General features: G+C 70.9%; 24 protein-coding genes, 1 other RNA gene and 2 pseudogenes. 13 read left to right on the top strand and 14 right to left on the bottom strand.

Features of this window, described 5'->3' with window-relative positions:
* Positions 1–53: 53 nt before the first annotated feature.
* Positions 54–527 (top strand): hypothetical protein, encoded by a 474-nt coding sequence (locus OHB56_RS13085; protein WP_406353369.1) that lies wholly within the window; start codon positions 54–56, stop codon positions 525–527.
* A gap of 136 nt (positions 528–663) precedes the next feature.
* On the opposite strand, the gene OHB56_RS13080 is transcribed toward OHB56_RS13085, so the two are convergent.
* Together OHB56_RS13080 and OHB56_RS13075 are read right to left on the bottom strand one after the other, a co-directional pair.
* The gene (locus OHB56_RS13080) at positions 664–1,506 is read right to left on the bottom strand and encodes a hypothetical protein (RefSeq protein WP_326752435.1); all 843 of its coding nucleotides are present in this window, start codon (positions 1,504–1,506) and stop codon (positions 664–666) included.
* 127 nt (positions 1,507–1,633) lie between these two features.
* The gene (locus tag OHB56_RS13075; protein ID WP_406353367.1) at positions 1,634–2,773 is read right to left on the bottom strand and encodes a site-2 protease family protein; all 1,140 of its coding nucleotides are present in this window, start codon (positions 2,771–2,773) and stop codon (positions 1,634–1,636) included.
* Between the two features lie 212 nt (positions 2,774–2,985).
* On the opposite strand from OHB56_RS13075, the gene OHB56_RS13070 reads away from it, so the two are divergent.
* Both OHB56_RS13070 and OHB56_RS13065 read left to right on the top strand, forming a co-directional pair.
* Positions 2,986–3,282 carry an antibiotic biosynthesis monooxygenase gene (locus OHB56_RS13070; RefSeq protein WP_055598076.1) on the top strand — a complete coding sequence of 99 codons (297 nt, stop codon included), beginning with the start codon at positions 2,986–2,988 and terminating at the stop codon, positions 3,280–3,282.
* A 217-nt stretch (positions 3,283–3,499) separates the two neighbouring features.
* The gene (locus tag OHB56_RS13065; protein ID WP_406353365.1) at positions 3,500–4,048 is read left to right on the top strand and encodes a hypothetical protein; all 549 of its coding nucleotides are present in this window, start codon (positions 3,500–3,502) and stop codon (positions 4,046–4,048) included.
* Here the strand turns inward: OHB56_RS13065 and OHB56_RS13060 are convergent.
* On the bottom strand, positions 4,006–4,308 hold the full coding sequence (locus tag OHB56_RS13060; RefSeq protein WP_406353363.1) for a hypothetical protein: 303 nt from the start codon (positions 4,306–4,308) through the stop codon (positions 4,006–4,008). The genes OHB56_RS13065 and OHB56_RS13060 overlap by 43 nt on opposite strands.
* A gap of 641 nt (positions 4,309–4,949) precedes the next feature.
* Between OHB56_RS13060 and OHB56_RS13055 the strand changes: the two genes are divergently transcribed.
* Positions 4,950–5,489 (top strand): manganese efflux pump, encoded by a 540-nt coding sequence (locus tag OHB56_RS13055; protein ID WP_351122633.1) that lies wholly within the window; start codon positions 4,950–4,952, stop codon positions 5,487–5,489.
* On the opposite strand, the gene pqqE is transcribed toward OHB56_RS13055, so the two are convergent.
* The 10 genes and pseudogenes from pqqE to OHB56_RS13005 form a co-directional block, all read right to left on the bottom strand.
* Positions 5,486–6,667 (bottom strand): pyrroloquinoline quinone biosynthesis protein PqqE, encoded by a 1,182-nt coding sequence (gene pqqE / locus OHB56_RS13050; protein WP_406353361.1) that lies wholly within the window; start codon positions 6,665–6,667, stop codon positions 5,486–5,488. The two genes, OHB56_RS13055 and pqqE, sit on opposite strands and share 4 nt — an antisense overlap.
* A complete protein-coding gene (pqqD, locus tag OHB56_RS13045) occupies positions 6,660–6,989 on the bottom strand; it encodes a pyrroloquinoline quinone biosynthesis peptide chaperone PqqD (protein ID WP_326752430.1) in 330 nt (109 codons plus the stop codon). Before pqqD ends, pqqE begins: the two co-directional genes overlap by 8 nt.
* A 5-nt stretch (positions 6,990–6,994) precedes the next feature.
* Positions 6,995–7,693: a pyrroloquinoline-quinone synthase PqqC gene (gene pqqC, locus OHB56_RS13040; RefSeq protein ID WP_326752429.1), complete on the bottom strand. Its 699-nt coding sequence runs from the start codon at positions 7,691–7,693 to the stop codon at positions 6,995–6,997.
* A gap of 4 nt (positions 7,694–7,697) precedes the next feature.
* Positions 7,698–8,585, bottom strand: a complete 888-nt coding sequence (gene pqqB / locus OHB56_RS13035; protein ID WP_326752428.1) for a pyrroloquinoline quinone biosynthesis protein PqqB — start codon at positions 8,583–8,585, stop codon at positions 7,698–7,700.
* Between the two features lie 105 nt (positions 8,586–8,690).
* Positions 8,691–8,789 (bottom strand): pyrroloquinoline quinone precursor peptide PqqA, encoded by a 99-nt coding sequence (pqqA, locus tag OHB56_RS13030; protein ID WP_109382866.1) that lies wholly within the window; start codon positions 8,787–8,789, stop codon positions 8,691–8,693.
* Positions 8,790–8,836: 47 nt separating this feature from the next.
* Positions 8,837–10,537 carry a PQQ-dependent dehydrogenase, methanol/ethanol family gene (locus OHB56_RS13025; protein ID WP_406353358.1) on the bottom strand — a complete coding sequence of 567 codons (1,701 nt, stop codon included), beginning with the start codon at positions 10,535–10,537 and terminating at the stop codon, positions 8,837–8,839.
* Between the two features lie 14 nt (positions 10,538–10,551).
* Positions 10,552–11,013 carry an MSMEG_3727 family PQQ-associated protein gene (locus OHB56_RS13020; RefSeq protein ID WP_055596505.1) on the bottom strand — a complete coding sequence of 154 codons (462 nt, stop codon included), beginning with the start codon at positions 11,011–11,013 and terminating at the stop codon, positions 10,552–10,554.
* 517 nt (positions 11,014–11,530) lie between these two features.
* Positions 11,531–13,675, bottom strand: coding sequence for a catalase/peroxidase HPI (gene katG, locus OHB56_RS13015; RefSeq protein ID WP_406359037.1), 2,145 nt, complete (start codon positions 13,673–13,675; stop codon positions 11,531–11,533).
* Positions 13,676–13,792: 117 nt separating this feature from the next.
* On the bottom strand, positions 13,793–15,187 hold the full coding sequence (locus tag OHB56_RS13010; RefSeq protein ID WP_406353356.1) for a LytTR family transcriptional regulator DNA-binding domain-containing protein: 1,395 nt from the start codon (positions 15,185–15,187) through the stop codon (positions 13,793–13,795).
* A gap of 419 nt (positions 15,188–15,606) precedes the next feature.
* Positions 15,607–15,798, bottom strand: a pseudogene (locus tag OHB56_RS13005) (MerR family transcriptional regulator); the annotation flags it as partial.
* A 163-nt stretch (positions 15,799–15,961) separates the two neighbouring features.
* Here OHB56_RS13005 and OHB56_RS13000 point away from each other — a divergent pair.
* The 6 genes and pseudogenes from OHB56_RS13000 to OHB56_RS12975 all read left to right on the top strand — a co-directional run bounded on the left by OHB56_RS13000 (position 15,962) and on the right by OHB56_RS12975 (position 19,791).
* The gene (locus OHB56_RS13000) at positions 15,962–16,540 is read left to right on the top strand and encodes a Uma2 family endonuclease (RefSeq protein WP_350850233.1); all 579 of its coding nucleotides are present in this window, start codon (positions 15,962–15,964) and stop codon (positions 16,538–16,540) included.
* Positions 16,541–16,576: 36 nt separating this feature from the next.
* Entirely contained in the window at positions 16,577–17,410 is an 834-nt protein-coding gene (locus tag OHB56_RS12995) for an AraC family transcriptional regulator (protein WP_406353354.1), read from the top strand.
* A 19-nt stretch (positions 17,411–17,429) separates the two neighbouring features.
* Positions 17,430–18,257 (top strand): annotated as a pseudogene (locus OHB56_RS12990) (DMT family transporter); the annotation flags it as partial.
* A gap of 67 nt (positions 18,258–18,324) precedes the next feature.
* Positions 18,325–18,726: RNase P RNA component class A (gene rnpB / locus OHB56_RS12985), an RNA gene on the top strand.
* 77 nt (positions 18,727–18,803) lie between these two features.
* Positions 18,804–19,130 (top strand): hypothetical protein, encoded by a 327-nt coding sequence (locus OHB56_RS12980; protein ID WP_406353352.1) that lies wholly within the window; start codon positions 18,804–18,806, stop codon positions 19,128–19,130.
* A 4-nt stretch (positions 19,131–19,134) separates the two neighbouring features.
* Positions 19,135–19,791: an HD family hydrolase gene (locus OHB56_RS12975; RefSeq protein WP_406353350.1), complete on the top strand. Its 657-nt coding sequence runs from the start codon at positions 19,135–19,137 to the stop codon at positions 19,789–19,791.
* 172 nt (positions 19,792–19,963) lie between these two features.
* On the opposite strand, the gene OHB56_RS12970 is transcribed toward OHB56_RS12975, so the two are convergent.
* Positions 19,964–20,956 (bottom strand): helix-turn-helix domain-containing protein, encoded by a 993-nt coding sequence (locus OHB56_RS12970; protein WP_406353348.1) that lies wholly within the window; start codon positions 20,954–20,956, stop codon positions 19,964–19,966.
* A 52-nt stretch (positions 20,957–21,008) separates the two neighbouring features.
* Between OHB56_RS12970 and OHB56_RS12965 the strand changes: the two genes are divergently transcribed.
* From OHB56_RS12965 to OHB56_RS12955, 3 genes are all read left to right on the top strand, one after another.
* Positions 21,009–21,404, top strand: coding sequence for a cupin domain-containing protein (locus OHB56_RS12965; RefSeq protein WP_351122558.1), 396 nt, complete (start codon positions 21,009–21,011; stop codon positions 21,402–21,404).
* A gap of 55 nt (positions 21,405–21,459) precedes the next feature.
* Positions 21,460–21,693, top strand: a complete 234-nt coding sequence (locus OHB56_RS12960) for a hypothetical protein (RefSeq protein ID WP_406353347.1) — start codon at positions 21,460–21,462, stop codon at positions 21,691–21,693.
* 390 nt (positions 21,694–22,083) lie between these two features.
* Positions 22,084–23,358, top strand: a complete 1,275-nt coding sequence (locus OHB56_RS12955; RefSeq protein ID WP_406353345.1) for a serine/threonine-protein kinase — start codon at positions 22,084–22,086, stop codon at positions 23,356–23,358.
* Positions 23,359–23,555: the final 197 nt, after the last annotated feature.

Here is a 23,555-nt window from a genome sequence, read left to right as displayed (position 1 = left end):
CGCCTATGACTCGGTCTCCGATGCCGTCCGGGACACGTCGAGTGAGCGCACGGGTGCCGGTTTACGACACCGGCATGCTCATCGCACTCGCCGACCGCAAGGCGAAAGCGGTGGCTCTCCACGAGGGACTGGGCACGGTCCCGCACCGGGCGCTGGTGCTCGGCCCGGTCCTCGCCCAGGTGTGGCGCCCCCTGCCGGCACTGGTGCACGCCCTGTCCGGGGTGCTGAAGGACTGCACCGTCCCTCAGGCCCGTACGTCCGAGCCGCCCCTGCGCGAGACGAAGGCGGGCCGTCCGGAGTGTCTGGCCCGGGCGACGGGCCCGGACCTCGCGGACCGGCGGCGTATCGGCACCGCTCTGGGGAGAACTGCCCTGGCGGCGAAGAAACGTCCGGACGCGGTGGACGCCTGGGTGGCACTGGCAGCGGCCCGGCACGGCAGCGCGGTCGTCTTCACCAGCGACCCGGGGGACATCGAGGCCTACCTGATGGCCCTCGCACCGACGGACGTGCACGTGGTCGCTGTGTGATGACCGAGAACTCCGCCCCTTCCAGGCGGCTGCGCACTGTGCGGCCCGGGATCGGTCGGGCGGCTCCGGTCCCGCCCTTCGGCTGCTTCACCCGCGGGCGGCGCCAACGGCTCGCGGGGTGCTTCCCGCTCGCCTGTCATGGTGTGTCGGGTCGGGACTCGTAGTGCAGGGTGTGGAAACGACCGGCTTCCTCGCGCCCTGCGGGGTCGCCGCCCAGCGCCCGTACCGCCGCGATCGCGTACTGCCGTTCCTGCTGGTCGGTGAAGAGGCGCTGCGGATAGGTGCGGGAGGCATCGACGGTGGTGCTCAGGCCGTGTGCGGCCAAGGCCCGGACGATCGGTTGGTACGACACCGTTCGCAGCACGAACGCACTGATCCACACCGGTCTCCGGACGCCGTCCAGCAGCGCCGTGAACGTTCGGGCGGTGACGTAGCTGCCGCCGCCGGTCAGCGTGATGAGGCCGACCTCGGCGAGCGCGCGGTTCAGCCCGGGGCCGGGCGAGCCCTGTTCGAGGTCGTCGGTGAAGGCGGCGTCCAGGAGCCCGACCTCGAGCGCGTAGTGCACGGCGGGTGCCGAGACGTCCAGGCCGAAGGCCGGCACTGCGTCCGGTCGGCGCCGCTCGGCGTAGAACTCCTTGTCCCGTGCCGCCAGTTCCGCCGTCGACATCGTCCGGCAAGCAGGGGAGGTGTACCGCTCGTACATCTCCGCCAGCGTCACGTCGTGGTTGAGCAGCGCGGCATTGATCCCGTACGAGCAGCACACGTCCAGCACCGCCGGCCTGTGCGGTCGGCCGTCGTCGAGCGCGGCCCGTTCGGCGGCGACCTGCCGGAAGACCGGCTGGGCGTGGTGCGGGATCTCGTACTCCAGCGGGGCCAGCCGTCCGAAGTACGCGCGCGGATCCGGCCGGTCGTAGATGTCGTCGAACCGCGACTTGCCGTCCCCCGCGCCCTCGGTGCCACCAGAGCCTGACCCGGCCATGCTGTACTCCTCCTCACGGAACACGTCTGCACTCCCATCATGTCCCGCTTCCGACGGCCCAGGACGTCTGCCGCGCACGGGGCTCGCGAGGATGCCCGATCGCTCCGGACGCGGAAGCCGAACGTTCTCACGGCGGCCCGGGGGGCGCCGGCGGAAGCCGTGAGTGTCGGCGGAACCGGTCGATGTCGTGCGCGGTGATGATTCCGCTCAGCCGGCCGTCGTCCATCACGAGGATCGGCAGGAGGGCCCCGGTGGTGCCGAGGCGCTCCAGGACGGAGTTCAGCAGCTCGTCCGGTGCGGCGAGCGTGCATCGGGACAGCGGGGTCGCGAGGTCGCGTATCCGCAGTGACGCCCGCCTCTCGGACGGCAGGCCGGCCAGTCGGCGCAGTTGTACGACGCCGCTGGGGTGACCCTCGAAGTCGAGCAGCGGCAGCACCGAGTGCCCCGCCTGCGCGATCACCTCGGAAAGGAAGCGGTCCACGGTCAGCCAGTCGGGGCCGGTGACCACCGGAGTGGTCATCGCCTGCCCGACCCGTACGCCCCGTAGGGCTGTGACCATCTCGGCCCACCGGCGTTCGGTCGCCGCGGCGCCCGCCACGAACAGGCCGACGACGATCAGCCACAATCCCGCCGGCAGTCCTCGCGCGAACGTCACCCAGCCCAGGACGGCAAGCGCCATGCCGACGACCTGGCCGCCGCGTCCTGCCGCCCGCTGAGCCCGCTCGCGATCTCCCGTACGCCACCACAGCAGGGCCTGCGTCAGCCGGCCTCCGTCCAGGGGCGCGGCGGGCAGCAGGTTGAAGACGCCCAGCAACAGGTTCGTGCCGCCGAGCCAGCCCAGTACGGCGACCGGGATCCGCCAGCCCGGCGTCGCCGGGACCGCGGCAGCCGCGCCGATGCCGACGGCGCCGAGCAGCAGGCTGGCGAGCGGCCCGCTGACGGCGACCAGGAAGGCCGTCCGTGGTGTCGTCGGCTGGTCCATCCGAGTGACCCCGCCCAGCGCCCACAGTGTCATGTCCTGCACGGATATCCCCGCTCTGCGAGCCGTCAGCGCGTGCGCGGCCTCGTGCACCACCAGACTCGCCAGCAGCAGCACGGCTCCGGCCACTCCGGCGACCGCGTACACCACCGGCGCCAGGCCCGGCACGTACTCGGGCAGTGTCCGGGCCGCCAGGCCGTACGCGAGGAGCAACATGAGCAACGGCACGCTCCAGTGCGCCCGCAGCGCCAGGCCCCGGACACTCCCGAGCCGGATCGAACCCTTCATCGTCCTCACCGCCGACGACTTCCGCCCCCGACTGCACTGCCTTCTCCCTTTCCATGGTCTGCCGTCGGCCCCGTAACCGGAAACGGTCCGTGCGACCTGGCCTGCGAGCCGGGATCGGTGGCGCCGGCGTCCCAGGCAGGCGGAGGTCGTGCCGCGGGCCTACGGTGGTCGAAGAGTTCGGTGAGCCGACCGGTGTTGCGGAGGAGGCTGCGATGGAAGAGCACTTCGTCTGGGTGACGACGCGGCGCATTCGGCCGGACACCCTGGAGGACTTCGAGAGGGCGTGGCGGCCGGAACCCGCTCCGCAGGGGCTTCGCCGCGCCTACGCCTACTGGTCCGAGGACGGACAGGAGATCACCGGGGTGTCGTTCTGGGACTCCCAGGAGGCCTGCGACGCGTGGCGGTCCTCCGAGGCGGAGGCACAGCGGCGTGCGGCCATGACCCCGTACGTCGCCGAGGAACGGGAGGGCTTCTACCGCGGACGCGAACTCGGTGTCCCCCAGCGGTAGCACTGTGCCGAGCCGTCCTGACGGCATGACGCAGCGGGCCTCCGCGCCCCCGACGCGTAGTGCCGCGCGGATCGATGCCTCTGTTGTCCGCGGCAGGCGTCATGACGCGGCAGTGGATCAGGCGAGCCGTCCGCGAGAGACGACGGCGGCCACGGCCGGTCTCGTCCTTCGTGCCGCTCCCCCGGCATGGGGCGAGGATGGAAGGGAGGGAGTGAACATGGCACGGATCCTCGTGCAGGGCGACGACCTCGTGGTGCGCCTGCCGTGGTGGGAGAAGGCCGCCGCGCGCCGCGGAAATGTGCGCACGCCGCTGGCGGCCGTACGCCGGGTGACGGTGGAGCCCGCCTGGTGGCGGGCTCTGCGCGGAGTGGTTCTGCACGGCGTCTGGATTCCCGGCGTGCTGTGCGTCGGCACGCGGGGCCACCCCGGTGGGCAGGACTTTGTGGCAGTACGGCCCGGCAGGCCCGTGGTGTGCGTCGAACTTCGGCCCACGGCCCCCTTCAGCCTCCTGGCCGTTTCGGCACGGGACGACGCAGAGGTCATGGCGGAACGGCTGCGGCGTTGCACGCCGGACAACGACACCTCCACCCCTTGGCGGCAGCCCCTTCCGGCCGCCGAGGAGACGGAGAATTCCTGGAGGGCGCTGACCAGGGAGCCACGCCGACGACGGAGACGGCCGCGGCCGGCGCCGACAGCGAGGCGTGGCCACGCCCCGGAATCCCTTCAGGTGCGCGCCGCGGACCGCCGCCCGGTCCATGGGCGGTAAGGGGGTGCGGCGACAGTCTGTTCGTCGGGTTCGTCGGGTTCGTCGAGGGTCGGGTAGTCGGTGTAGCCGCGGTGGTCGCCGGCGTACAGGCCGATCTCCTGCGGAGGGCTGAGGCGGATGTCGGTCCGCGGGCGTTCGACGAAGTCGGGGTTGGTGAGGAAGCCGCGGCCGAAGGCGATCAACTCGACGCCGAGTGCCGGCCGGTTGAGGGCGGCGCGCTCCTTGGTGGCGTCGGTGGGGCCGGCCGCGCGAGGAGTCACCGTCAGCGCGGTCGGCCAGAGCCCGCACAGCCGGTCGTCGAGGGCGGCGTCCCGCTGCCCTCGAGGTAATCCCGATGCCGACCATCGAAGAGGTGGTGTGGACGGCGTACTCGGTAAGTGTCGAAGGGCTCAAGGCGAAGGATGCCCGGGAACAGGTTCCCCCTCTTCTGTCGCAGTACAGGTTCAATCCGCCTACCGATCATCCGTTGATTCGTACGCCGGATGGGCGTTTCCCGGAGCCAGCGCCTCAGCTGATTAATCGCAAGCTTTCGCCTGGAGGAGCGCCTCGGTTTAAGTAAATGGCATTGGTCCTCGATTCAATTGTCCGGGCCGTCGGCTCGTCCGGAGGCGGCTCCTGGCTCCGGCGTATTTCCGTCGATGCGGGAGTGCTTCAGGGAGTAGACCATCGTGAGGCGGCGAGCCCCGTGCGCTGCAGCGGACGGACCGCCGCGAATGCGCTCGTCAGGTGCCCTGGCAAGCCTGCGGCCACCATCGGGCGAGTGGTGTCGAGAAACTTCCGGAAATCGGCTGACCGGGTTTATTTAGCGGACCGTCTGAGATATCGTCTCTACCATGGCGAGTGCTAGCCGAGGCAGAGTCGTTCCTGCCCTCGTCGGGCGTCACCGGGCAGCGACGTCGCCATGATCTGGGAAATACTGGTCCTGGGTTTTGTACTCAGTCTGGACAATTTCCGGGTATCGATCGCGCTCGGCACCGTCCCCTTCGGTCTGAAGCGTGCGGTGCAGGTCGCGCTGACCTTCGGGTTGTGGGACGCGATCATGCCCCTGGTCGGGCTGTTGATCGGTCGCCAGATCGGTGAGTTCGTCGGGGGCGTCGCCGATCTGGTGGGTGCGGCCGCGCTCGGCGGGTACGGTCTCTACCTTGTCATCTCGGCCCTCCGGAACCCCGAGCCGGACGAGCTGGACCACCCGTGGGCGCTGTTCGGCATCCCGTTGACGCTGAGCCTGGACAACCTGGTCGCCGGAGCGAGCCTGGGGGTCCTCGGGCTCTCGCCATGGTTCTCGGCCGCCGTCTTCGGCGTCATGACGGCGGTGATGTCGCTGATCGGGCTGCGGCTCGGGCGGGCCGCGGCGCGCTTCATCCGGGTCCGCTCGGACCTGCTGAGTGGGGTCACCTTGATCATCGCCGCTGTGGCGCTGCCGTTCGTGTTCGGCGGCTAGGGCTTCTCCGGCGTGATCACGCCGGAGAAGCCCTGGCCCGCTTGCTCGACCCCGGGAGCAGGCCGGTCCGCTCCGCCCGGGTGGCGGGCCGGCCGGCGAACCCGGTGCGGGCGGGGGACCAGCGGAAGACCGTCGGCCCGCGATTCGGCGTTGGCGGCCTCGACCGCCTGGGCGACCAGGTCGTGGTCGGGCGACAGGTGGCAGACCGGGTCGGTGCGGGCGGCGTCGCCGGTGAGCAGGAACGCCTGGCAGCGGCACCCGCCGAAGTCCAGCTCCCGCCGGGGACAGCTCCGGCAGGGTTCCGGCATCCAGTCCGTCCCCCGGAACGCGGTCATCACCGGGGACTCGGCCCAGATCCGCTCCAGCGAGTCCTCCCGCACGCTGGCCCGCGGCAACGGCAGGGACTGGGCGGCCGGGCAGGGCAGGACGTCGCCGTTCGGCGTCACGGTCAGCTGCCGGGAGGCCCAGCCTCCCATGCAGGGCTTCGGGTAGCGGCTGTAGTAGTCGGGGAGGACGTAGATGACGTCCATGCGGTCCCGCAACCGCTCGCGGGCGGCCCGCACGACGACCTCGGCCGCCTCGAGCTGGGCCCGGCTCGGCAGCAGCGCGTCACGGTTTCGCCAGGCCCAGCCGTAGTACTGGGTGTTGGCCAGCTCCACCCGGTCGGCGCCCACCTCCTCGGCCAGTTCGAGCACGTCGGCGACGCGGTCGATGTTGAGCCGGTGCAGCACCACGTTCACGGTGAGCGGCCAGCCCAGCTCCTTGACCACGCCCATCGCCTCGATCTTGCGTTGGAAGGACGGGGTTCCGGCGATCCGGTCGGACACGGTCGGATCGTCGGACTGGATGCTGATCTGTACGTGGTCCAGGCCGGCGTCCCGCAGCTGCTCGGCCCTCGGACGCGAGAGCCCGAGGGCACTGGTGATGAGGTTGGTGTAGAGGCCCAGGTCGTGGGCGGCCGCCACGAGCTCCACCAGGTCGCGCCGCAGCAGCGGTTCCCCGCCGGACAGGTGGCACTGCAGAACCCCCAGCTCACCGGCCTCGACCAGCACCCGCCGCCACTCGTCGGTGGTCAGCTCGTCCTGGTAGCCGGCCAGGTTCAGCGGGTTGGAGCAGTACGGGCAGGCCAGCGGGCAGCGGTAGGTGAGCTCGGCGAGCAATCCGAACGGGCTATCCATCGGAGATCTCCACGTAGCGCCGGGCGACGAGCCGGGTCAGGAACTGCCGCACCTCGTCGTCGGGGACGGTCCGGTAGCGGGCGCCCAGCTCGGCCACGATCTCGGCCACGGTGTGCCGCCCGTCGCACAGCTCGAGGATGTCCGCGCCGCTGCCGTTCAGAACCACCACCGTCTCGGGGAGCTGCAGGGTCTGACGCTGCCTGGTCCGGCAGAAGGTCAGTCGGACATGGCGCGCCAACCGGGGCCGGTCCGAGCCGGACACCCCGACACCGGGTCGGGGGCCGGTTCCGGTCCGGGTCGTTCCGGTCTGGGTCGGGTCCATGACGGTCACTCCGGGTAGGCCTGGTCGACGGCGTCCATCAGGCTCCACAGGACGTCGCACTTGAACGACAGCGCGTCGACGGCGCGCGCCTGGGACTCGGCGGAGAGGCAGTGCGCGGTGACCACCTCGAGGGCGTGCTCGCAGTCGCGGGGGGCCTGCTCCAGGCGTGTGCGGAAGTAGGCGAGGCCCTCGGGGTCGATCCACGGGTACCACCGCTCGAACGCGGCCAGCCGCGCCGCCATCAGGTCGGGCGCGAACAGCTCGGTGAGCGAGGACGCCACCGCCTCCACCCACGGGCGGGTCCGGGCGAAGGTCACGTAGGCGTCGACGGCGAACCGCACCCCGGGCACCAGGTGCCGGTGGTCCCGGACCTCCTCGCGGGTCAGCCCGGCGGCCTCGCCGAGGCGCAGCCACGCCTCGATACCGCCCTCGCCGGCGGCGGCGCCGTCGTGGTCGACGATCCGTCGGGTCCAGCGGCGGCGGACCTCGAGGTCGGGGCAGTTGGAAAGGATCGCGGCGTCCTTGCGGGGGATGTTCTCCTGGTAGTAGAAGCGGTTGGCCACCCAGCCCCGGATCTGCCGGCGGCTCAGCCGGCCGGCGTTCATCCGGACGTGGAACGGGTGCTGGTCGTGGTACTGGCGCGAGTGGGCCCGCAACGTCTCGACGAAGGCGTCGGCGCCGGTTCCCGTGGTTGTCGTCGTCACGGCTCTACACCTGGACCTCGAGGCCGTCCATGGCCACTTCCATGCCGCTCTCCTCCAAAATACGCCGCTCGGGCGCGTCCTCCAGGAGGACCGGGTTGGTGTTGTTCATGTGCACGAAGACCGTCCGCCCCACGTCCAGCGACGGGAGTTGCGCCAGGCTGCCGTCCGGGCCGTCGATGGGCAGGTGGCCCATCTCCCGAGACGTCTTGCCCGCCAGGCCGAGCCGTACGAGTTCGTCGTCGCGCCAGCAGGTCCCGTCGATCAGCAGGCATGCGCAGCCCTTGATCTCCACGCGCAGCGCCGGCGTCAGCGATTGCACCCCTGGCAGGTACACCAGCGTCCCCCCGCTGCGCTCGTCGGTCAGCCGGTAGCCCACGACGCGGCCGTGGTCCACCCCGGCTCCGAACCGATCGCGCTTGACGGTGGGCACGTCGAACACCCGGCAGGACAGCCCGTCCGCCAGGGCGAGGTCGGTGCCGGGGCTCACCGCCCGCCACTCGACCGGGCAGTAGCGCTCGAGCGTGCGCAGAATCCCCGAGCCGGTACACAGGGTCTCGCGCACCGCCGGCGTGGCGTACAGCCGCAGGGCGCGGGCCTCGCGCAACAGAAGCAGGCCCAGCGTGTGGTCCAGTTCGGCGTCGGTGAGCAGCACCGCCTCCAGCGGCGTCGTCCGGTCGTCGTGCGGGTGGAGGCCGGGGAAGGCCTCGATCTGGGTACGGACGTCGGGCGAGGCGTTGATGAGGAACCACCGGCGGCGGTCGGCGCTGACCGCGACCGACGACTGGGTGCGCGCGCGGCCGGGCCGGGAGCGGACCGCGGCGCACACCGGGCAGCCGCAGTTCCACTGGGGGGAGCCGCCCCCCGCCGCCGAGCCCAGCACCCGCAGCAACACCTCGGCACTCCGTTCATCGAAGATCCGGGTCCGTCACCGGCCCGGCCGTCCGTTGCCGTCCCGATTTCTCGAGCGGCGCCGGACCAGGTCCGGCGCCGCTCCACGTCACTCGTCCTCCAACCGAGCGACGTACATGGTCACCTCGGCCGCGACTCCGATCTCGTCGAACTCGGGTGTCTCCCACACAGCGAGCTGGGACTCCATGGATTCACCTCCTCACGGTCCGCATTGCGGCAGGCTCCGGTCACGCACTACGACGACTCCGGGAGGGCGAAGACCATCAGGGCGCTTCCGTGCCCCGCGCCGAGCATGCCGGGGAGGAACCCCTCGGCCCATCCGCCCCAACCGACCGGCACGGCGACGTACTGCCTGTCGTCGACCATGTAGGTGGTCGGGTTGCTGTGGTGGCCGCTTCCGCACTGGAACTGCCACAGCAGCTCCCCGGTGCGGGCGTCGAGCGCGTTGAACTCCCCGGAGGGTTCACCGGCGAACACCAGGTCACCGCCGGTGGCCAGCACCGAGGCGCACATCGGGAGTTCGTTGCGCCAGCGCCACTTCTCCTCGCCGTCGGCGTCGAACGCGCTGATGGACCCCGCCATGTCCTCGATGTCCACCTGAACGCCTGCGCCCCAGTACGGAATGCTCTCCTTGAACTCCCGGCGCCGCCGGGTGGCCGTGGCGCCGGTGTCCTGGACCGGGACGTAGAAGAGCTCGGTCTTCGGGCTGTAGGCCGCGTGGGTCCATTCCTTGGCGCCGGCCGGACCCGGGTAGAAGTGGACCGGTTCTCCCTCCTTGTCCGGGTACACCTTGGCCGTCACCTGGCCGTCCCTCGTGATCGCCCCCCAGGTGATGCGGTCCACGAAGGGGGTGATCCGGACCCTCTCGCCGTTCGTGCGATCGAGGACGAAGAAGTAGCCGTTCTTGTCGAAGTGCCCGAGCAGTTTGCGCCCGTCCTGCTCGAACAGGATGCACTCGGCGATGCTGTCGTAGTCCCACAGGTCGTGCGGGGTGCACTGGTAGTGCCAGCGGATCTGGCCGCTGTCCACGTCGACGGCGATGACGCTGTCGGTGAAGAGGTTGTCGCCCTCGCGGACGCCTCCGTCGAAGTCGGGCGCCGGGTTGCCGGTGCCGACGTACAGCAGGTTCGTCTCCGGGTCGAAGGTGCCGGTGACCCAGCAGTTCGCCCCGCCCCGTGCCCAGGCCTCGCCCTCGGCGGGCCAGGTCTCCGAGCCGGGCTCCCCGGGCTTCGGCACCGTGTAGCAGCGCCACTGGTGCTCGCCGGTCTCGAGGTCGAACGCGTCGAGGTGGCCGCGTACGCCGAACTCGCCGCCGGAACTCCCGACGATGACCATGTTCTTCACGACCAGCGGGGCGACCGTGGCGCTCTCCGCGGCCCGGACGTCTCCGTAGGTCCTGTCCCAGACCCGCTTGCCGGTGGTGGCGTCGAGCGCGAGCACACGGGCGTTCGCCGTGACGAAGAAGACCTTCCCCTGAGCCACGGCGACCCCACGGTTCACGTTCCCGCAGCACAAGGACACGTCGAAGGGGACCGCATGCTTGTACCGCCAGATCTCCACACCCGTCTTCGCGTCGAGGGCCCAGACCCAGCCGTCCCAGCCGGAGAGGAACATGACCCCGTCGACGACGATCGGGGCGGCCTCGAACGAGTAGGTCGACGCGCCCGCGATCAGGCCGGTCGTGCCGGCCTGGAAGATCCACGCGGGGCCGAGGCGCTTGACGTTCTCCGTGTTGATCTGGTCCAGCGGGCTGTACCGCTGCCCGTTGTAGGCGCCGTAGTAGGTGAGCCAGTTCTGGGGTTCCTCGCGGGCATGGAGTATGCGCTCGTAGTCGACGCCGGCCACTACCGGCGGCGCGACCTCCCCGCCCGCGACCTTGCCGCTCAGGTTTCCCTGGTCGACAGCCTCACCCGCGTCCACGTATGCGACGGTCATTGCCTCCTCCTTTTCTACGGCCGAGGCTGTTCGGGACGGTCGAGGCGAGCCTCCGGCGGAGCGTCCCCCATGACGACGATGGCTCCGGTCAGCCCTCGGCCCTCGTCGTTGCCCGTGGGCGAGCCGAACCAGTAGTAGCCGGGCCCGTCGAGGTTGAGGGTCGCCCGTCCTCGTGAATGGTTCACCAACCAGATGAACTTCCGGTCGCCATTGCTCGGCAGGAGCGCGCAGTGCGTGTTCAGGTCGTCATTGACGAGCTCGAGCTCGATATCGCCTCCATGGGGCATGACCAGAATGGAGGGATCCCAGGTCAGCTCATCCGGGTTGATGCGAATGGTGGCCTGCATGCGGCCGTCCGATCCCTCGGTGGCCTGCCCAATGCTTCCGGTTCCCAGTACTTGGCCCAGTGTTGCTTTGTTCTGTGCGGCCAACCCGATCTTGTTCAGCAGGTCGACTCGCTCCTGCGCGGTCGTCATAGGGGCTTCACTCCCCTCGTCCCGAATCTCTGTGTCCACTTCGCATCGGGCGCGCCGACGGCGGAACGCCGCGGCCGGTTCCACATCTGCCCGGAAAATGTTCTCCGAATTGACCTCGAAATTGCTTCTTTCGCGTCCTTCGCTGTCCGGTTGTAATCGGTGGTCAAAGAGTGCGCTACCTCAGATGAATCACACCGGAAAGGGCGAAGAATCGGCATTCAAGAAACACGCTACGCCGGGCGAATCACAGCAACAAGGGTGAGCGCCGGTTCGGACCGGCTCATGCCGTTCGTCCGCGACCGGCTACCGTTCGTACCGGATGTGCCACCGTTGGGAGGAGCGGGGCCGCACCGCACCGCACCGCACCGCGTCGCGCCGGGGCCGGCGGCAGCTCCGGTCGATCGTCGCCGATCGACACCGGCTGACCGGTCACGACGCCTCTCCAGACCTCCGACCTCCGACCTCCGACTTCAGGGCTCCGACTTCCGGGCTCCGGGCTCCGGGCTCCGACGGAGGATCAAGCGAGGTCGTACCGATCGAGGTTCATGACCTTGTCCCACGCGGCGACGAAGTCCTGCACGAACTTCTCCCGTGCGTCGTCGCTCGCGTAGACCTCCGCGACGGCACGCAGTTCGGAGTTCGAGCCGAAGACGAGGTCGACGCGGCTACCGGTCCACTTGACCTCGCCGGTGGCACGGTCGCGCCCCTCGAAGGTTTCCGCGGCCGTGGATGTCGGCTTCCATTCCGTGCCCGTGTCGAGCAGGTTCACGAAGAAGTCGTTGGTCAGCGACCCGGGCGCCGAGGTGAAGACGCCCAGCGGCGACTGCCGGTGGTTGGCGCCCAGCACCCGCAGGCCGCCCACGAGGACGGTCATCTCGGGCGCGCTCAGGTTCAGCAGGTTCGCGCGGTCGACCAGCAGGTGCTCCGGCGGCAGCCGGTTGCCCGTACCGCGGTAGTTGCGGAATCCGTCCGCGGTCGGCTCGAGCGGGGCGAAGGACTCCGCATCGGTCCACTCCTGCGTGGCGTCCGTGCGCCCCGGAGCGAAGGGGACCCGGACGTCGTGGCCCGCTGTCCTGGCGGCCTGCTCGACGGCGGCGGCTCCGCCGAGCACGATGAGGTCGGCCAGCGAGATCTTCTTGTCCCCGCTCCGGGAGCTGTCTAGGGACTCCTGGATCCCCTCCAGGGCGCGCAGCACCTGTGCCAGCGTGCCGGGGTCGTTGACCTCCCAGCCCCGCTGCGGATCGAGGCGGATGCGTGCGCCGTTCGCCCCGCCGCGCCTGTCGCTCATGCGGAACGTCGAGGCCGACGCCCACGCGGTCGAGACGAGCTGGGAGACCGACAGCCCGGAGGCGAGGATCCGGCTCTTGAGCGCGGCGATCTCCGCCGCCCCGACGAGCTCGTGGTCCACGGCGGGGACCGGGTCCTGCCAGCGCAGCGTCTCCCGGGGGACCAGCGGCCCGAGGTAGCGCTGGATGGGGCCCATGTCGAGGTGCGTCAGCTTGAACCAGGCCCGGGCGAACGCATCCGCGAGCTGGTCCGGGTTCTCCAGGAAGCGCCGCGAGATCGGCTCGTAGACCGGGTCCAACCGCAGCGCGAGGTCCGTCGTCAGAATCGTCGGGGCGTGTCTCGTCGACGGATCGTGGGCGTCCGGCACGGTGCCGGCCCCGCCGCCGTCCCTCGGGATCCACTGCCACAGACCGGCGGGGCTCAGCTCCAGGTCCCACTCGTAGCCGAACAGCGTCTCGAGGAAACTGTTGTCCCATCTCGTCGGGGTGGGGGTCCACGTACCCTCGAGCCCGCTGGAGATGGCGTCCGTTCCCTTTCCGGTGCCGTAGCCGCTCTTCCAGCCCAGGCCCTGCTCCTCGAGGGGAGCGCCCTCGGGTTCGGGGCCGAGGTGGGCGTCCGGGTCGGCCGCGCCGTGGGTCTTGCCGAACGTGTGGCCGCCCGCGATCAGCGCGACGGTCTCCTCGTCGTTCATCCCCATGCGCCGGTGCGTCTCGCGGATGTCCCGGGCCGCGGTGAGCGGGTCCGGGACGGTGTTCGGTCCCTCCGGGTTGACGTAGATGAGGCCCATCTGATCGGCGGCCAGGGGACTCTCCAGCTTCCGGACGCCGCTGTGGCGTTCGTCGCCGAGCCAGGCGTGCTCGGGACCCCAGTACACGTCCTCGTCGGGCTCCCAGACGTCCGCCCGGCCGCCGGCGAAGCCGAAGGTCGTGAAGCCCATCGTCTCCAGGGCGCGGTTGCCCGCGAAGACCATCAGGTCGGCCCAGGAGATCTTGCGGCCGTACTTCTTCTTCACCGGCCAGAGCAGCCGGCGCGCCTTGTCGAGGTTGCGATTGTCCGGCCAGCTGTTCAGCGGCGCGAAACGCTGCATGCCGGCGCCCGCGCCACCGCGGCCGTCGTCGATGCGGTACGTCCCGGCGCAATGCCACACCATCCGGATCATGAGCGGCCCGTAGTGGCCGAAGTCGGCCGGCCACCACTCCTGCGACGTCGTGAGCACCTCGTCGACGTCCCGCGCCAGGGCGTCGAGGTCGAGCGTCCGGAACTCCGCGGCGTAGTCGAAGTCCTCGCCCATGGGGTCGGCCATGGCGGGGTGTTTCCGCAGGATCCTCAGATCGAGCCGGTTCGGCCACCAGTCGCGGTTGCTCGCGCCCCCGATCGGGCGACCGCGGTGCCCGGCCGGGGCAGAGAGGCCGAGGCCGCCCGCGCTTTCCCCGTTCGCCTCGCCGGCAACGGCGTCCGGACTGTCAGACACGGCGATTTCCTTCCGGGAGACTCAGAGGTCCAGCGCGCGGCGCACGGCCGGCGCGTTTCGCCGGGAAACGGGCACCATCTCGTTCGTCCGGTCATCCATGACCAGGGACAGCTCGCCCTTGGGTCCGCGCTCGATCTCCCGGATGCGGCTGAGGTTGACCACATACCGGCGGTGCACCCGCAGGAAGCCGACATCCGCCAGCTCACCGTCGAGCTTGTCCAGGCCCGGAGAAGCGGCTCGCAATCGCCCCTGATCGGTGGAGAGCCACACGTCGTTTCCCTGCGATTTCGCGAAGGAGACTTCCGGCAGCCGCAGCAGCACCATCCGGTTGTCGCGCATCGCGACCAGTCGGCGGGGCTGCACCCGGGGGTGCGCGGGCCCCTCCGCCGGGGGCAACTGCGCCCCGTCGGAGGCGCCGAACGAGACCAGGTTCCCGATCAGGTGTCCTGACGAGAAGACGGGGCGGATGCTGATCGACGTCGGCTCGTCCGTGAGGCGGGCGAAGATCTGCGTCGAGCCGACCCAGTCGGGGTCGCGGGCCGCCTGACTGGTCGCATACCGGGCGGCCGCGATCAGTTCCGGCAGTCCGGCGTTCCATCGCAGCGTGGGATCGACCGCCGGGGTCGATGCCGGGACGCCCAGGAGCATGCTTGCCGTGTCGTCGGCTATCACCACCTTGCCCGCGGTGTCCACCGCGGCGAGCGCCGCACCGGAGCGTGACCTGGCCCGGGTGTAGGCCGCCACCAACTCGGCGCCGCTGTCCCGGGCGCGCCTCTTCAGCGGGTGCTGGGTCATGGTGACCGCGTTCGCCAGCCAGCTTTCCGCGGACGCGGGAAGCGGGCTGCGCCAGCAGCAGATGTTCAGGACCGCGATCGGTTCCCTGGTCACCACGTCACGCACCGCGATGCCCGCGCAGACCCAGTCGTGGAACGCCTGGCACCAGTGCTCCGCGCCCCTGATCGGTACCGGGCCGTGCGCCTCGAGCGCCGTGCCCGTGCCGTTCGTGCCGACCGCACGCTCGGACCAGCAGAACCAGGGCGCCAGATGGGAGTCGCCGGCTCTGGCGAGCGTGGCCTGGTCCCCCCACTCGGCCAGGATCCGGCCCGTGGCGTCGGCGACGGTGACGACGCCACCGAGGTTGCCCACCTCGTGTGCCACGGAGGCGGCACGAAAACCCAGCTCGGCGAATACGACATCGTGCTCGGGCGTACGGTCGGGCGCCGCGACGGCCACCGGAGCCTCTGTGAGGTGAGGATCGACCCGGTACTGCTCCCGGCAGCGATGCCAGGAGATCGCCACCAGGGGCCGGACACCCGGGACCTGGTCCTCGCCCTGCACGAACCGTTCCCACGCCGCGAGCACGGTGCCGCCGCCCAGGTTCGCCGAGACGGGCTCGAGCCGATGTGCATCCCTCATGGTTCAGAACCGCCCTTGGTCCCTCCCCGACACCCGACGGCGTACGCGGTCCGCGCCGGTCGCCGTCCGTCGCGGCCGGGCCCGCAGCGGACCGGGCACTGCGTCGCGCGTCTTCCTTCTCGGTCTTCCTTCTTCGTCACTCGTTCCAGGCCGTGTCACAGACCTGCACTCCCGCACCCCACCCTAGGTACCGTTGTCGGGCCGCGCACGTCCCGCTCCGGGCCGCGCACGTCCCGCTCCGGGCCGCGCACGTCCCGCTCCGGGCCGCGCACGTCCCGCTCCGGGCCGCGCACGTCCCGCTCCGGGCCGCGTGTGCGAAACATCGCTTCCTGGCCGGCCTCGGCCGGCGCACCCGCGGGCCGCGGGCTGCGGGCAAGGCGCGCGGCCCGCAGCGGTCGGTCCACCCGGTGGACCGGTACTCGGAGCAGCGCCGGACCGAGCCCCGGCTCGGTCAGCCGCCTGATCCGCGCCGGCACGACGGCGTGCCGCAGCGTGCAGTCCCGGTACCCGTCGGCCCGCCGCTCCGGCTCCGGCAGCAGCCCCGGATGGTGGTAGTGCCGCACGGTCCGCGTGGTGACACCGACGGCCGCGGAGAGTTCTCCGATCCGCATGCCCCGGTAGAGACGTCGACGTCGCGGCAGGGGCAAGCCAGTGGCCGTGGCATCTGACGAGGGTCTCGATCCTGTGCCACGATCGAGGGAACGACTCCCGATATCACGGACAGGTGATCAGCCGATGTCCCAGTCTGACGGGCGACAGAAGGAGGGGCGTGACATGACTGCCATGGCCCACGAGCCGCTCACGCAGGAAGACGTCCTGCTGGAGGGCTTTCTCGCCCTGGACACCCCGGAAGGCTTCCGGGCGGAGCTGATCGAGGGAGAGATCGTCGTGACACCGCCGCCGGACGGGGAGCACGAGCACTACATCAACCTGCTGATGAAGCAGGTGATCAGGAACTCCCGAACCGACATGGACTACTCCGGGAACAAGGGCCTCCAACTGAAGAGCGGCGGTGCCTGCCCGAAGGACCGTGTGATCCCGGACGGCACCTTCGCTCCCGCGGAACTGAAGCTCTACCTGGAAGCCGACTCATGGATGCCCTGCGAGGGCGTGGCCATGGTGCTGGAAGTGACGTCCACCAAGCCCCGGGCCGACCGCGAGACCAAACGCCGCTGCTACGCCCGAGGCGGCATCCCCCTCTACCTCCTCGTCGACCGCGAGGCCTCCTCGATCACGCTGTTCAGCGCCCCCGAGCGGGACGACTACCGCGAGGTCTGCACCCGCCCTCTGGGCAAACCCCTGCCCCTCCCCGCACCCTTCGACATCGACCTGGACACCGCCGACTTCCTCTGATCCCCTTGATCTCCTGGGATCGGGAGGGGGTGCGAGGTGACGAACGTACGGGAACAGGCCAGCTGGACCAGGGCGCGGCTCGGGCGCTGCGGGCCGCCGGTCGACCTGCTCACCGCGTGCTTCGACCGGCACGAGTACGCCCCGCACGCCCACGACGAGTTCACGGTCGGTGTCACCGTCGGCGGCCTGGAGGCCATCGCGTACCGCGGGGGACGCATCGTCTCCGGCCCCGGCACCATCGTCGTCCTCGAACCCGGCGAGATGCACACCGGAGGTCCGGCCGCTTCCCACGGCTATTCCTACCGCGCCCTGTACGCCACTCCCGCCCTGCTCACCGACGGCATCCACGGCACCGGCCTCCCGCACTTCCGCGAGCCGGTCCTCGACGACCCCGAACTGGCCGGCGCCCTGCGCCGCGCGCACACCGAGGTCAGCGCCTGCCCCGACCCCCTGGAGGCGGAGTCCCGGCTGCCCTGGCTGCTCACCGCCCTCACGCACCGCCACTCCACCGCCCGGGCGGACACCTGCCCGGTCCCCGGCGCCGGGCACATCGCCCTGGCCGTCCGCGACCGTCTGGCCGACGAGTTGCTCGCCCCGCCCTCCCTCGCCTCCCTCGCCACCGACCTGGGCCTGTCCCGCTACCAGCTCCTGCGCGCCTTCCGCACGACGATGGGGATACCGCCGTACGCCTGGCTCGCCCAGCACCGGGTCACCAAGGCCCGAGGCCTGCTGGAGGCCGGGCTGCGCCCCGCCGAAGTGGCCGGGCTCGTGGGCTTCGCCGACCAGGCCCACCTGACCCGCTGGTTCCGCCGCGTCCTCGGGGTGACCCCGGCGGCGTACCGCAACAGCGTTCAAGACGCCGGACGCTGACCCGGCCGAGACTCGCCGCATGACTGCACGCGGCTGGTTCCTGTTCTCCCTGATGGGAGTCGTCTGGGGCATCCCCTATCTGATGATCAAGGTGGCGGTGGAGGAGGTGTCCCCGTCCGGGGTCGTCTTCGCCCGCTGCGCCCTCGGCGCCCTGCTCCTGCTGCCCTTCGCCCTACGGCAAGGAGGTCTCACCGGGACCGTCCGCGCCCACTGGCGCCCCCTGCTCGCCTTCGCGGTCATCGAGATCATCGGCCCCTGGTACACCCTGACCTCCGCGGAACGCCACCTCTCCAGCTCCACCGCCGGCCTGCTGATCGCGGGCGTTCCCATCGTCGGCGTGACGCTCGCCCGGTTCTTCGGCGACACGGAGCGCCTCGGCGCACGCCGCCTCACCGGCCTGGGGCTCGGCCTGGTGGGCGTGGGCGTCCTCACCGTCCCGCACCTGACCGGCGGCAACGCCCGTTCGCTCGCCGAGGTGCTGGTGACGGTCCTGGGCTACGCCATCGCCCCGCTGATCGCCGCCCGCCATCTGAAGCAGGTCCCGTCCCTCCAGCTCACCGCTGTCTGCCTGACCCTGGCGGCGCTGGTGTACGCCCCGGCCGCCGTGCTCACGCGGCCGGCCGAGATGCCCTCGGCCGGGGCCCTGACCGCCCTCGCGGGCCTGGGCGCCGTCTGCACGGCGGTCGCGTTCGTCGCCTTCCTGGAACTGATCAAGGAAGCGGGCCCGACCCGGGCGACCGTCATCACGTACGTCAACCCGGCGGTCGCCGTGACGGCCGGGGTGCTCCTCCTCGGCGAGTCCCTGACCGCGACGGTCCTGGCCGCGTTCGCCCTGATCCTCACCGGCTCGGTCCTGGCGACCGCGGCGGCGCCGAAGCCCCGCCCACGCCCGGTACCATGGTCGACACGGCAGACGAGCCGGGCGGACGGCCGCGTGGAGTCCCTTGCGGGACTTCCCGAGGAACGTCCGGGCTCCACAGGGCAGGGTGATGGCTAACGGCCACCCGGGGTGACCCGCGGGACAGTGCCACAGAAAACAGACCGCCCGGCGCTCCGGCGCCGGGTAAGGGTGAAACGGTGGTGTAAGAGACCACCAGCGCCTGAGGCGACTCAGACGGCTAGGTAAACCCCACCCGGAGCAAGGTCAAAAGGAAACACTCCGGTGTTTCTGCGCGGACGTTCGAGGGCTGCCCGCCCGAGTCCGCGGGTAGACCGCACGAGGCCGGCGGCAACGCCGGTCCTAGATGGATGGCCGTCTCCCCGGCCGCCGCGAGGCGACCGGGCGACAGAACCCGGCGTACAGCCCGACTCGTCTGCCGCCTCCTACGGCTCGGCCCGGAAGGGTCCCGTCCTGAAGGCGGGACTTACGAAGATCCTTGAGACCGGATCCGGCGTGCCCGTCTCCGACCCGTACCAGGTGCACGACTTCACGGCTCTCCTCACGGCTCTCCTCGCCGGATTACCGGGGCTGCTCGGCCTTGCCGCCTACCTGGTGTCACGCCTCACACCGGGATGGCTGCGCTCCCTCGCCCTTCGTACGCCCGCCGAAGTCTGCAGGGACCTTGCGGCACTGTGCTCCGCCGCCGCGCTCGCCCTGTACCTGTGGGGCTGTCTCCCTCTGCTTTTCCTGGACAGGCAGGACATCGGCAACGCCTGTGCGGAGGGGTCCGACGGGGTGCGGGTGGTTGCCTGGGAGCCGGGGCCGTGCGTGTCACGATGAACGCATGAGCGATGAACGCCGGAGCCTACTCGCAGAGAAGACGCCCTTCCCCGACGATCTCGACGAACGACTGCGCGCCCAACTCATCTTCCTCGTAGAGGTGGACCAGCTCAAGACCGTCCTCCGCCAGTCGCCTCTCGCCGCAACGGACCGCCGCGAGAACGACGCAGAGCACTCATGGCACCTGGCGATGATGGTGGCGGTTCTCGCCGAACACTCCGACCAGCCCATCGACGTAGGGCACACCATTCAGCTCGTCCTGCTGCACGATCTCGTGGAGATCTACGCCGGCGACACCCCGCTGTACGACAGTGCCGCGGGTATCGACCAGCAGGAGCGGGAAGCCGCCGCGGCCGACGAACTCTTCCACCTGCTTCCGACGGACCAAGCTCAGCGCATGCGGGCTCTCTGGGACGAATTCGAGGAACGCCGCACCCCCGAGGCCGGATTCGCCAAGGCCATGGACCGGCTACAGCCACTGCTTCTCAACTGGATGGCACGCGGTGGCACGTGGCGTACCCCGGGCGTCACCGCCGACGATGTCCGAGCCCGCAAGGCAGTGATCGGGGACGCGTCCTCCTCGCTGTGGGAGGCCGGGCGACGCCTCATCGACGAGGGCGAGACGCGCGGCTGGTCGAGGAGCGCGGAACCCAAGGCGTGACGTGTGAGCATGACGGCGTCGAACTTTCGTGCATGCGCGACGGCCGACCGCCCTGACAGGCGGCCCGCCGTCCGGCGGATCCGGGGTGTCGGCCTCACCGGTCTCCTGGCGCCGGGCGGCATCCGGCGCTGAGGCACCTTCCCGTGCCGCACCGGAGGGGAAGGCCCCGCCCTCACTTCGTCTCCGGTCCGAACCGACGCATGTACGCCGACGGAGTGATGCCAGCCTCACGGCGCATCAGTATGCGCAGATTGGCGGCGGTGCCCAGCCCGCTGAGCCGTGCGACCCTCTCGAAGCGGGACTCACCCTGCTCGATCAACCGGCATGCCAGGGCAAGCCGTTCCCCCGTGAGCCACGTCCACGGCGTCGTTCCCAGCTGTGCCCGGAAGCGGCGATGCAGCGTCGCCGGACTGACCGCCGCGCGCGTCGCCAGGGCAGAGACCGTGAGCGGTGAGTCCAGCCGTTCCTGGGCCCAGGCCAGGACAGGCGCCAGGGACTCGTCGGGCAGGTCGGGCATGGGGCGCTCCACGAACTGCCGCTGCCCGCCGTCCCGGTGCGCCGCGAAGACCAGCCGCCGGCTCACGGAGTTGGCGACCTCCGCGCCGTGGTCGCGGCGGACCACATGCAGCCCGAGATCGAGCGCGGCCGCGCTCCCCGCAGCGGTGAGGATGTCACCGTCGTCCACGAACAGCACGTCCGACTGGAGGCGGACGGAAGGGAAGCGGGCCCGGAAGGAATCCGCCCACTGCCAGTGCGCGGTGGCCCGGCGCCCGTCGAGCACTCCGGCCTCGGCCAGGGTGAAGGCGCCGCTGCAGAAGCCGACCAGACGCGCGCCGCGCGCGTGCGCCCGTCGGACGGCATCGAGCACGGCGGGACGGCGGGGCACCTCGACGTCGGGGCGGTTGGGGACGATCAAGGTGTCCGCCGTGTCGGCCGCCGCTAGATCGGAGACTCCCGTGAGCGTGAAGAATCCGTCCCGCATCAGGGTGCGGGGCTCGGGGGAGCAGAGCCTGAAGTCGTAGAGGGCACGGCCGATCTCCGGTCTGCGCAGACCGAAGACCTCGGTCGCGCAGCCGAGCTCGAAGGGGTTCGAGTTCTCGTCGACGATCACGACGACGCGGTGTACGTCCGCCGAGCGCAGTGCGTGCGAGGATTCTTTCGCCATGCGCGATTCCTAGCACTCACGTCGGCCGTGCGGAACGGCTCAGGATGATCCCATGAGTAACGACCCCATCCCCCTCGGCAAGGCTCTGGCCTCCTTCGATGCCCTGTGGAGCCCTCGCATCGTCACGCGCGTCAACGACTATGACGTCCGCATCGCCAAGGTCGAGGGCGAACATGTCTGGCACGTCCACGACGACACCGACGAGTTCTTCCTCGTACTCGACGGAGAACTGCACATCTCCTTGCGCGAGACCGATGGGGAGCGCACGGTCCGGCTCCCGCAGGGAGCGGTCTTCACCGTCCCCCGAGGCACGGAGCACAAGCCGTACGCTCCGGCCGGCGCCGCGATCCTGATGTTCGAGCCCGCCGGGACGCCGACCGTGGGCGATCGTCACGACGAGGTCCCGGACCATGTGGAGGTAACGACCGGGCACCCGCTCAACACCTGAGTGGGTCGACGGAGGCGGCACCGGAGTCGGTCGGGTCCGCCTCCTTCCACGCGGGTTGTGGCAGGGAACGGCACCGTCGGCGTCGTCGAGCAGGATCTTCTTCGCCGAGTTCACTCCGACAGCGCCGTCGCCGAGGGCGGTCGCGCCGGTCCTCGTCGTCGGGGACGCCGTCACCTTCCGGGCGGCCGGCGACGGAGTGGTGGAACTGCGCATCAACGACGACGAAGGCTGCCTCCACGACAACGAGGGCGAGCTGACCGTGTCCGTGGAGGTCACCCCCGGCCCGTGACGGGGTCCCGCCGGCCGCTCCCGCCCGTCAGCCCCGTGCCCTGGGAGCGGTCACCCGAAGGGAGTGCGGGTCACGGCGCGGCCCGAACGACGAGGAACGCCTCGAACGGGGCTCGTCGACGGTTCCCCGGTCGGGCCGCGGTGGTGGAGCCCGATGCCGAGTCACCTGCGTACCGGGACGGCCACGGGCACACGGCTCCTGTGGCCGGGTGGTCCCGCGTGCCGCGACCTCACGGCAGCACGTTCGAACAGCTCTCGGAGTACCGCCGCTTCCAGCCCCGGGTGACCGGCTGAAGCCTTCCGTGTTCGTCCGACCACAGACCGTAGAGTGCGAGGCGGCAGGGGGGCCGGGGGAGGACCGCGACGAGAGTGTGGGGATACGAGAGCGCCGATGAAGCCGCTGGACACCAATGCGGACCCGCGTGTGGTGGGGCCGTTCGAACTGCTCGCCCGGCTCGGCGCGGGCGGCATGGGCGTCGCCTATCTGGCGCGCGAGATCCCGTTGGACGGTCTCTCCGACGAGATGGTCGCGGCCTACCGGCTGGTCGAACCCGACCATGATCACGGCCGTGGCGAGGCGGTCGATCCGTCGCGGCTCGTCGTGGTGAAGATGATCCAGCCGAACCTGCTGGACCAGTCGCAGGCCCGCGAGCGGTTCGCGCGGGAGATCGACGCCGTCCGCGCGGTGGTCAGCGACCGGGTTCCGGCGCTGCGCGCGGCGGACCCGGAGGCGGGTGAGCCGTGGTTCGCCATGGACTACATCGCCGGACCGTCGCTGCAGACCATGGTGACGGAGTCCGGCCCCCTTCCCGTCGGGCCGTGCGCGGCGCTCGGGCTGGCCCTCGTGGACGCGTTGGCCGCCATCCACGGTACGAGGCTGCTGCACCGCGACCTCAAGCCGAGCAACGTCGTGCTGGGCCCGGACGGGCCGGTGGTGCTGGACTTCGGCCTGGCGGTCGTGGTCGAGCGCCAGTCCAGTCAGGCGCTCACCCGGACCGGCGACCGCCTGGGCACGCGCCCCTACATGCCCGTCGAGCAGTTGCGGGACTCCAAGCACGTCGGGGCGCCCGCCGACGTGTACGCCTTCGGCGCCACCCTCTTCTTCGCGCTGACGGGCCGGGCGCCGTATCCCTACATGCCGTTGATGGTGCCCCCGATGTGGGAAGGCGTCGATCCGGCCTTTCTGCCGCTGCTGGGGCGGGTGATCGTCGCCGAACCGCTCCGGCGTCCGGATCTCGCTGGTTTGCGGGAGGGCCTCTCCGCCCTGCTCACCGATGCCGGTCTGACCCTGGAACAGGCGGCGGCGCAGCTCCGGGAGCGGGTCGCCGCCGTCGGCCTGACGCCGGTACTGCCGCCCGAAGCGCTCGTCGGCCGCGCCGACCCTGTCGTACGGGAGCTGGCGCAGAAGGCGGTCGACGAGGGCGAGGCGCCGGACGCGCCCTGGGCGGAGGGCGACCCGGGCTTCTACGGCATTGTGACCGCGGAGGAGATCGAGTGGGCCGGAGGGTGGGCGGACAGCCACAGCGGCCACCCGCTCACGCTCCTGGACGACGGCACGGCACCGACCATCCCGCTGCCCGCCTCCGAGCACCGGTCGAACGCCGGACCCGCCGTCGGCCACCCCTTCCTGCCCTCGCCGACCGGGAAGGCCCCGACGGCCCGGTGACCCGGTGAGCCCGGCAGAGCCGGAGGGGACACCGCCCCGGGTCTCTCATCGACCTCATCAAGGACACCGACCGCACTGGCCCCGCCGACGGCGCACGGTGTCGACGAGTAGCCCCAGCACACGGGTCACACGGGCGATGTGCGCGTGGGACGTCCGCGGGCGGCCGTCCAGGGTGACTCGCCGATGGCGGGTGAACA

The sequence above is a fragment of the Streptomyces sp. NBC_01635 genome, assembly GCF_045209715.1.
GTDB lineage: Bacteria > Actinomycetota > Actinomycetes > Streptomycetales > Streptomycetaceae > Streptomyces > Streptomyces hirsutus.
The sequence above is the reverse complement of the archived record's forward strand: the minus strand, read 5'-3'. Positions and strand labels throughout refer to the sequence as shown.

Excerpts from the sequence above, each read along its gene's own strand:
- OHB56_RS13080 (WP_326752435.1), bottom strand. The coding sequence starts at position 1,506 with ATGGCCGGGTCAGGCTCTGGTGGCACCGAGGGCGCGGGGGACGGCAAG.
- OHB56_RS13075 (WP_406353367.1), bottom strand. The coding sequence starts at position 2,773 with ATGAAGGGTTCGATCCGGCTCGGGAGTGTCCGGGGCCTGGCGCTGCGG.
- OHB56_RS13070 (WP_055598076.1), top strand. The coding sequence starts at position 2,986 with ATGGAAGAGCACTTCGTCTGGGTGACGACGCGGCGCATTCGGCCGGAC.
- OHB56_RS13065 (WP_406353365.1), top strand. The coding sequence starts at position 3,500 with ATGGCACGGATCCTCGTGCAGGGCGACGACCTCGTGGTGCGCCTGCCG.
- OHB56_RS13055 (WP_351122633.1), top strand. The coding sequence starts at position 4,950 with ATGATCTGGGAAATACTGGTCCTGGGTTTTGTACTCAGTCTGGACAAT.
- pqqE (WP_406353361.1), bottom strand. The coding sequence starts at position 6,667 with ATGGATAGCCCGTTCGGATTGCTCGCCGAGCTCACCTACCGCTGCCCG.
- pqqD (WP_326752430.1), bottom strand. The coding sequence starts at position 6,989 with ATGGACCCGACCCAGACCGGAACGACCCGGACCGGAACCGGCCCCCGA.
- pqqA (WP_109382866.1), bottom strand. The coding sequence starts at position 8,789 with ATGGAGTCCCAGCTCGCTGTGTGGGAGACACCCGAGTTCGACGAGATC.
- OHB56_RS13025 (WP_406353358.1), bottom strand. The coding sequence starts at position 10,537 with ATGACCGTCGCATACGTGGACGCGGGTGAGGCTGTCGACCAGGGAAAC.
- OHB56_RS13020 (WP_055596505.1), bottom strand. The coding sequence starts at position 11,013 with ATGACGACCGCGCAGGAGCGAGTCGACCTGCTGAACAAGATCGGGTTG.
- OHB56_RS13010 (WP_406353356.1), bottom strand. The coding sequence starts at position 15,187 with ATGAGGGATGCACATCGGCTCGAGCCCGTCTCGGCGAACCTGGGCGGC.
- OHB56_RS13000 (WP_350850233.1), top strand. The coding sequence starts at position 15,962 with ATGACTGCCATGGCCCACGAGCCGCTCACGCAGGAAGACGTCCTGCTG.
- OHB56_RS12975 (WP_406353350.1), top strand. The coding sequence starts at position 19,135 with ATGAGCGATGAACGCCGGAGCCTACTCGCAGAGAAGACGCCCTTCCCC.
- OHB56_RS12970 (WP_406353348.1), bottom strand. The coding sequence starts at position 20,956 with ATGGCGAAAGAATCCTCGCACGCACTGCGCTCGGCGGACGTACACCGC.
- OHB56_RS12965 (WP_351122558.1), top strand. The coding sequence starts at position 21,009 with ATGAGTAACGACCCCATCCCCCTCGGCAAGGCTCTGGCCTCCTTCGAT.
- OHB56_RS12955 (WP_406353345.1), top strand. The coding sequence starts at position 22,084 with ATGAAGCCGCTGGACACCAATGCGGACCCGCGTGTGGTGGGGCCGTTC.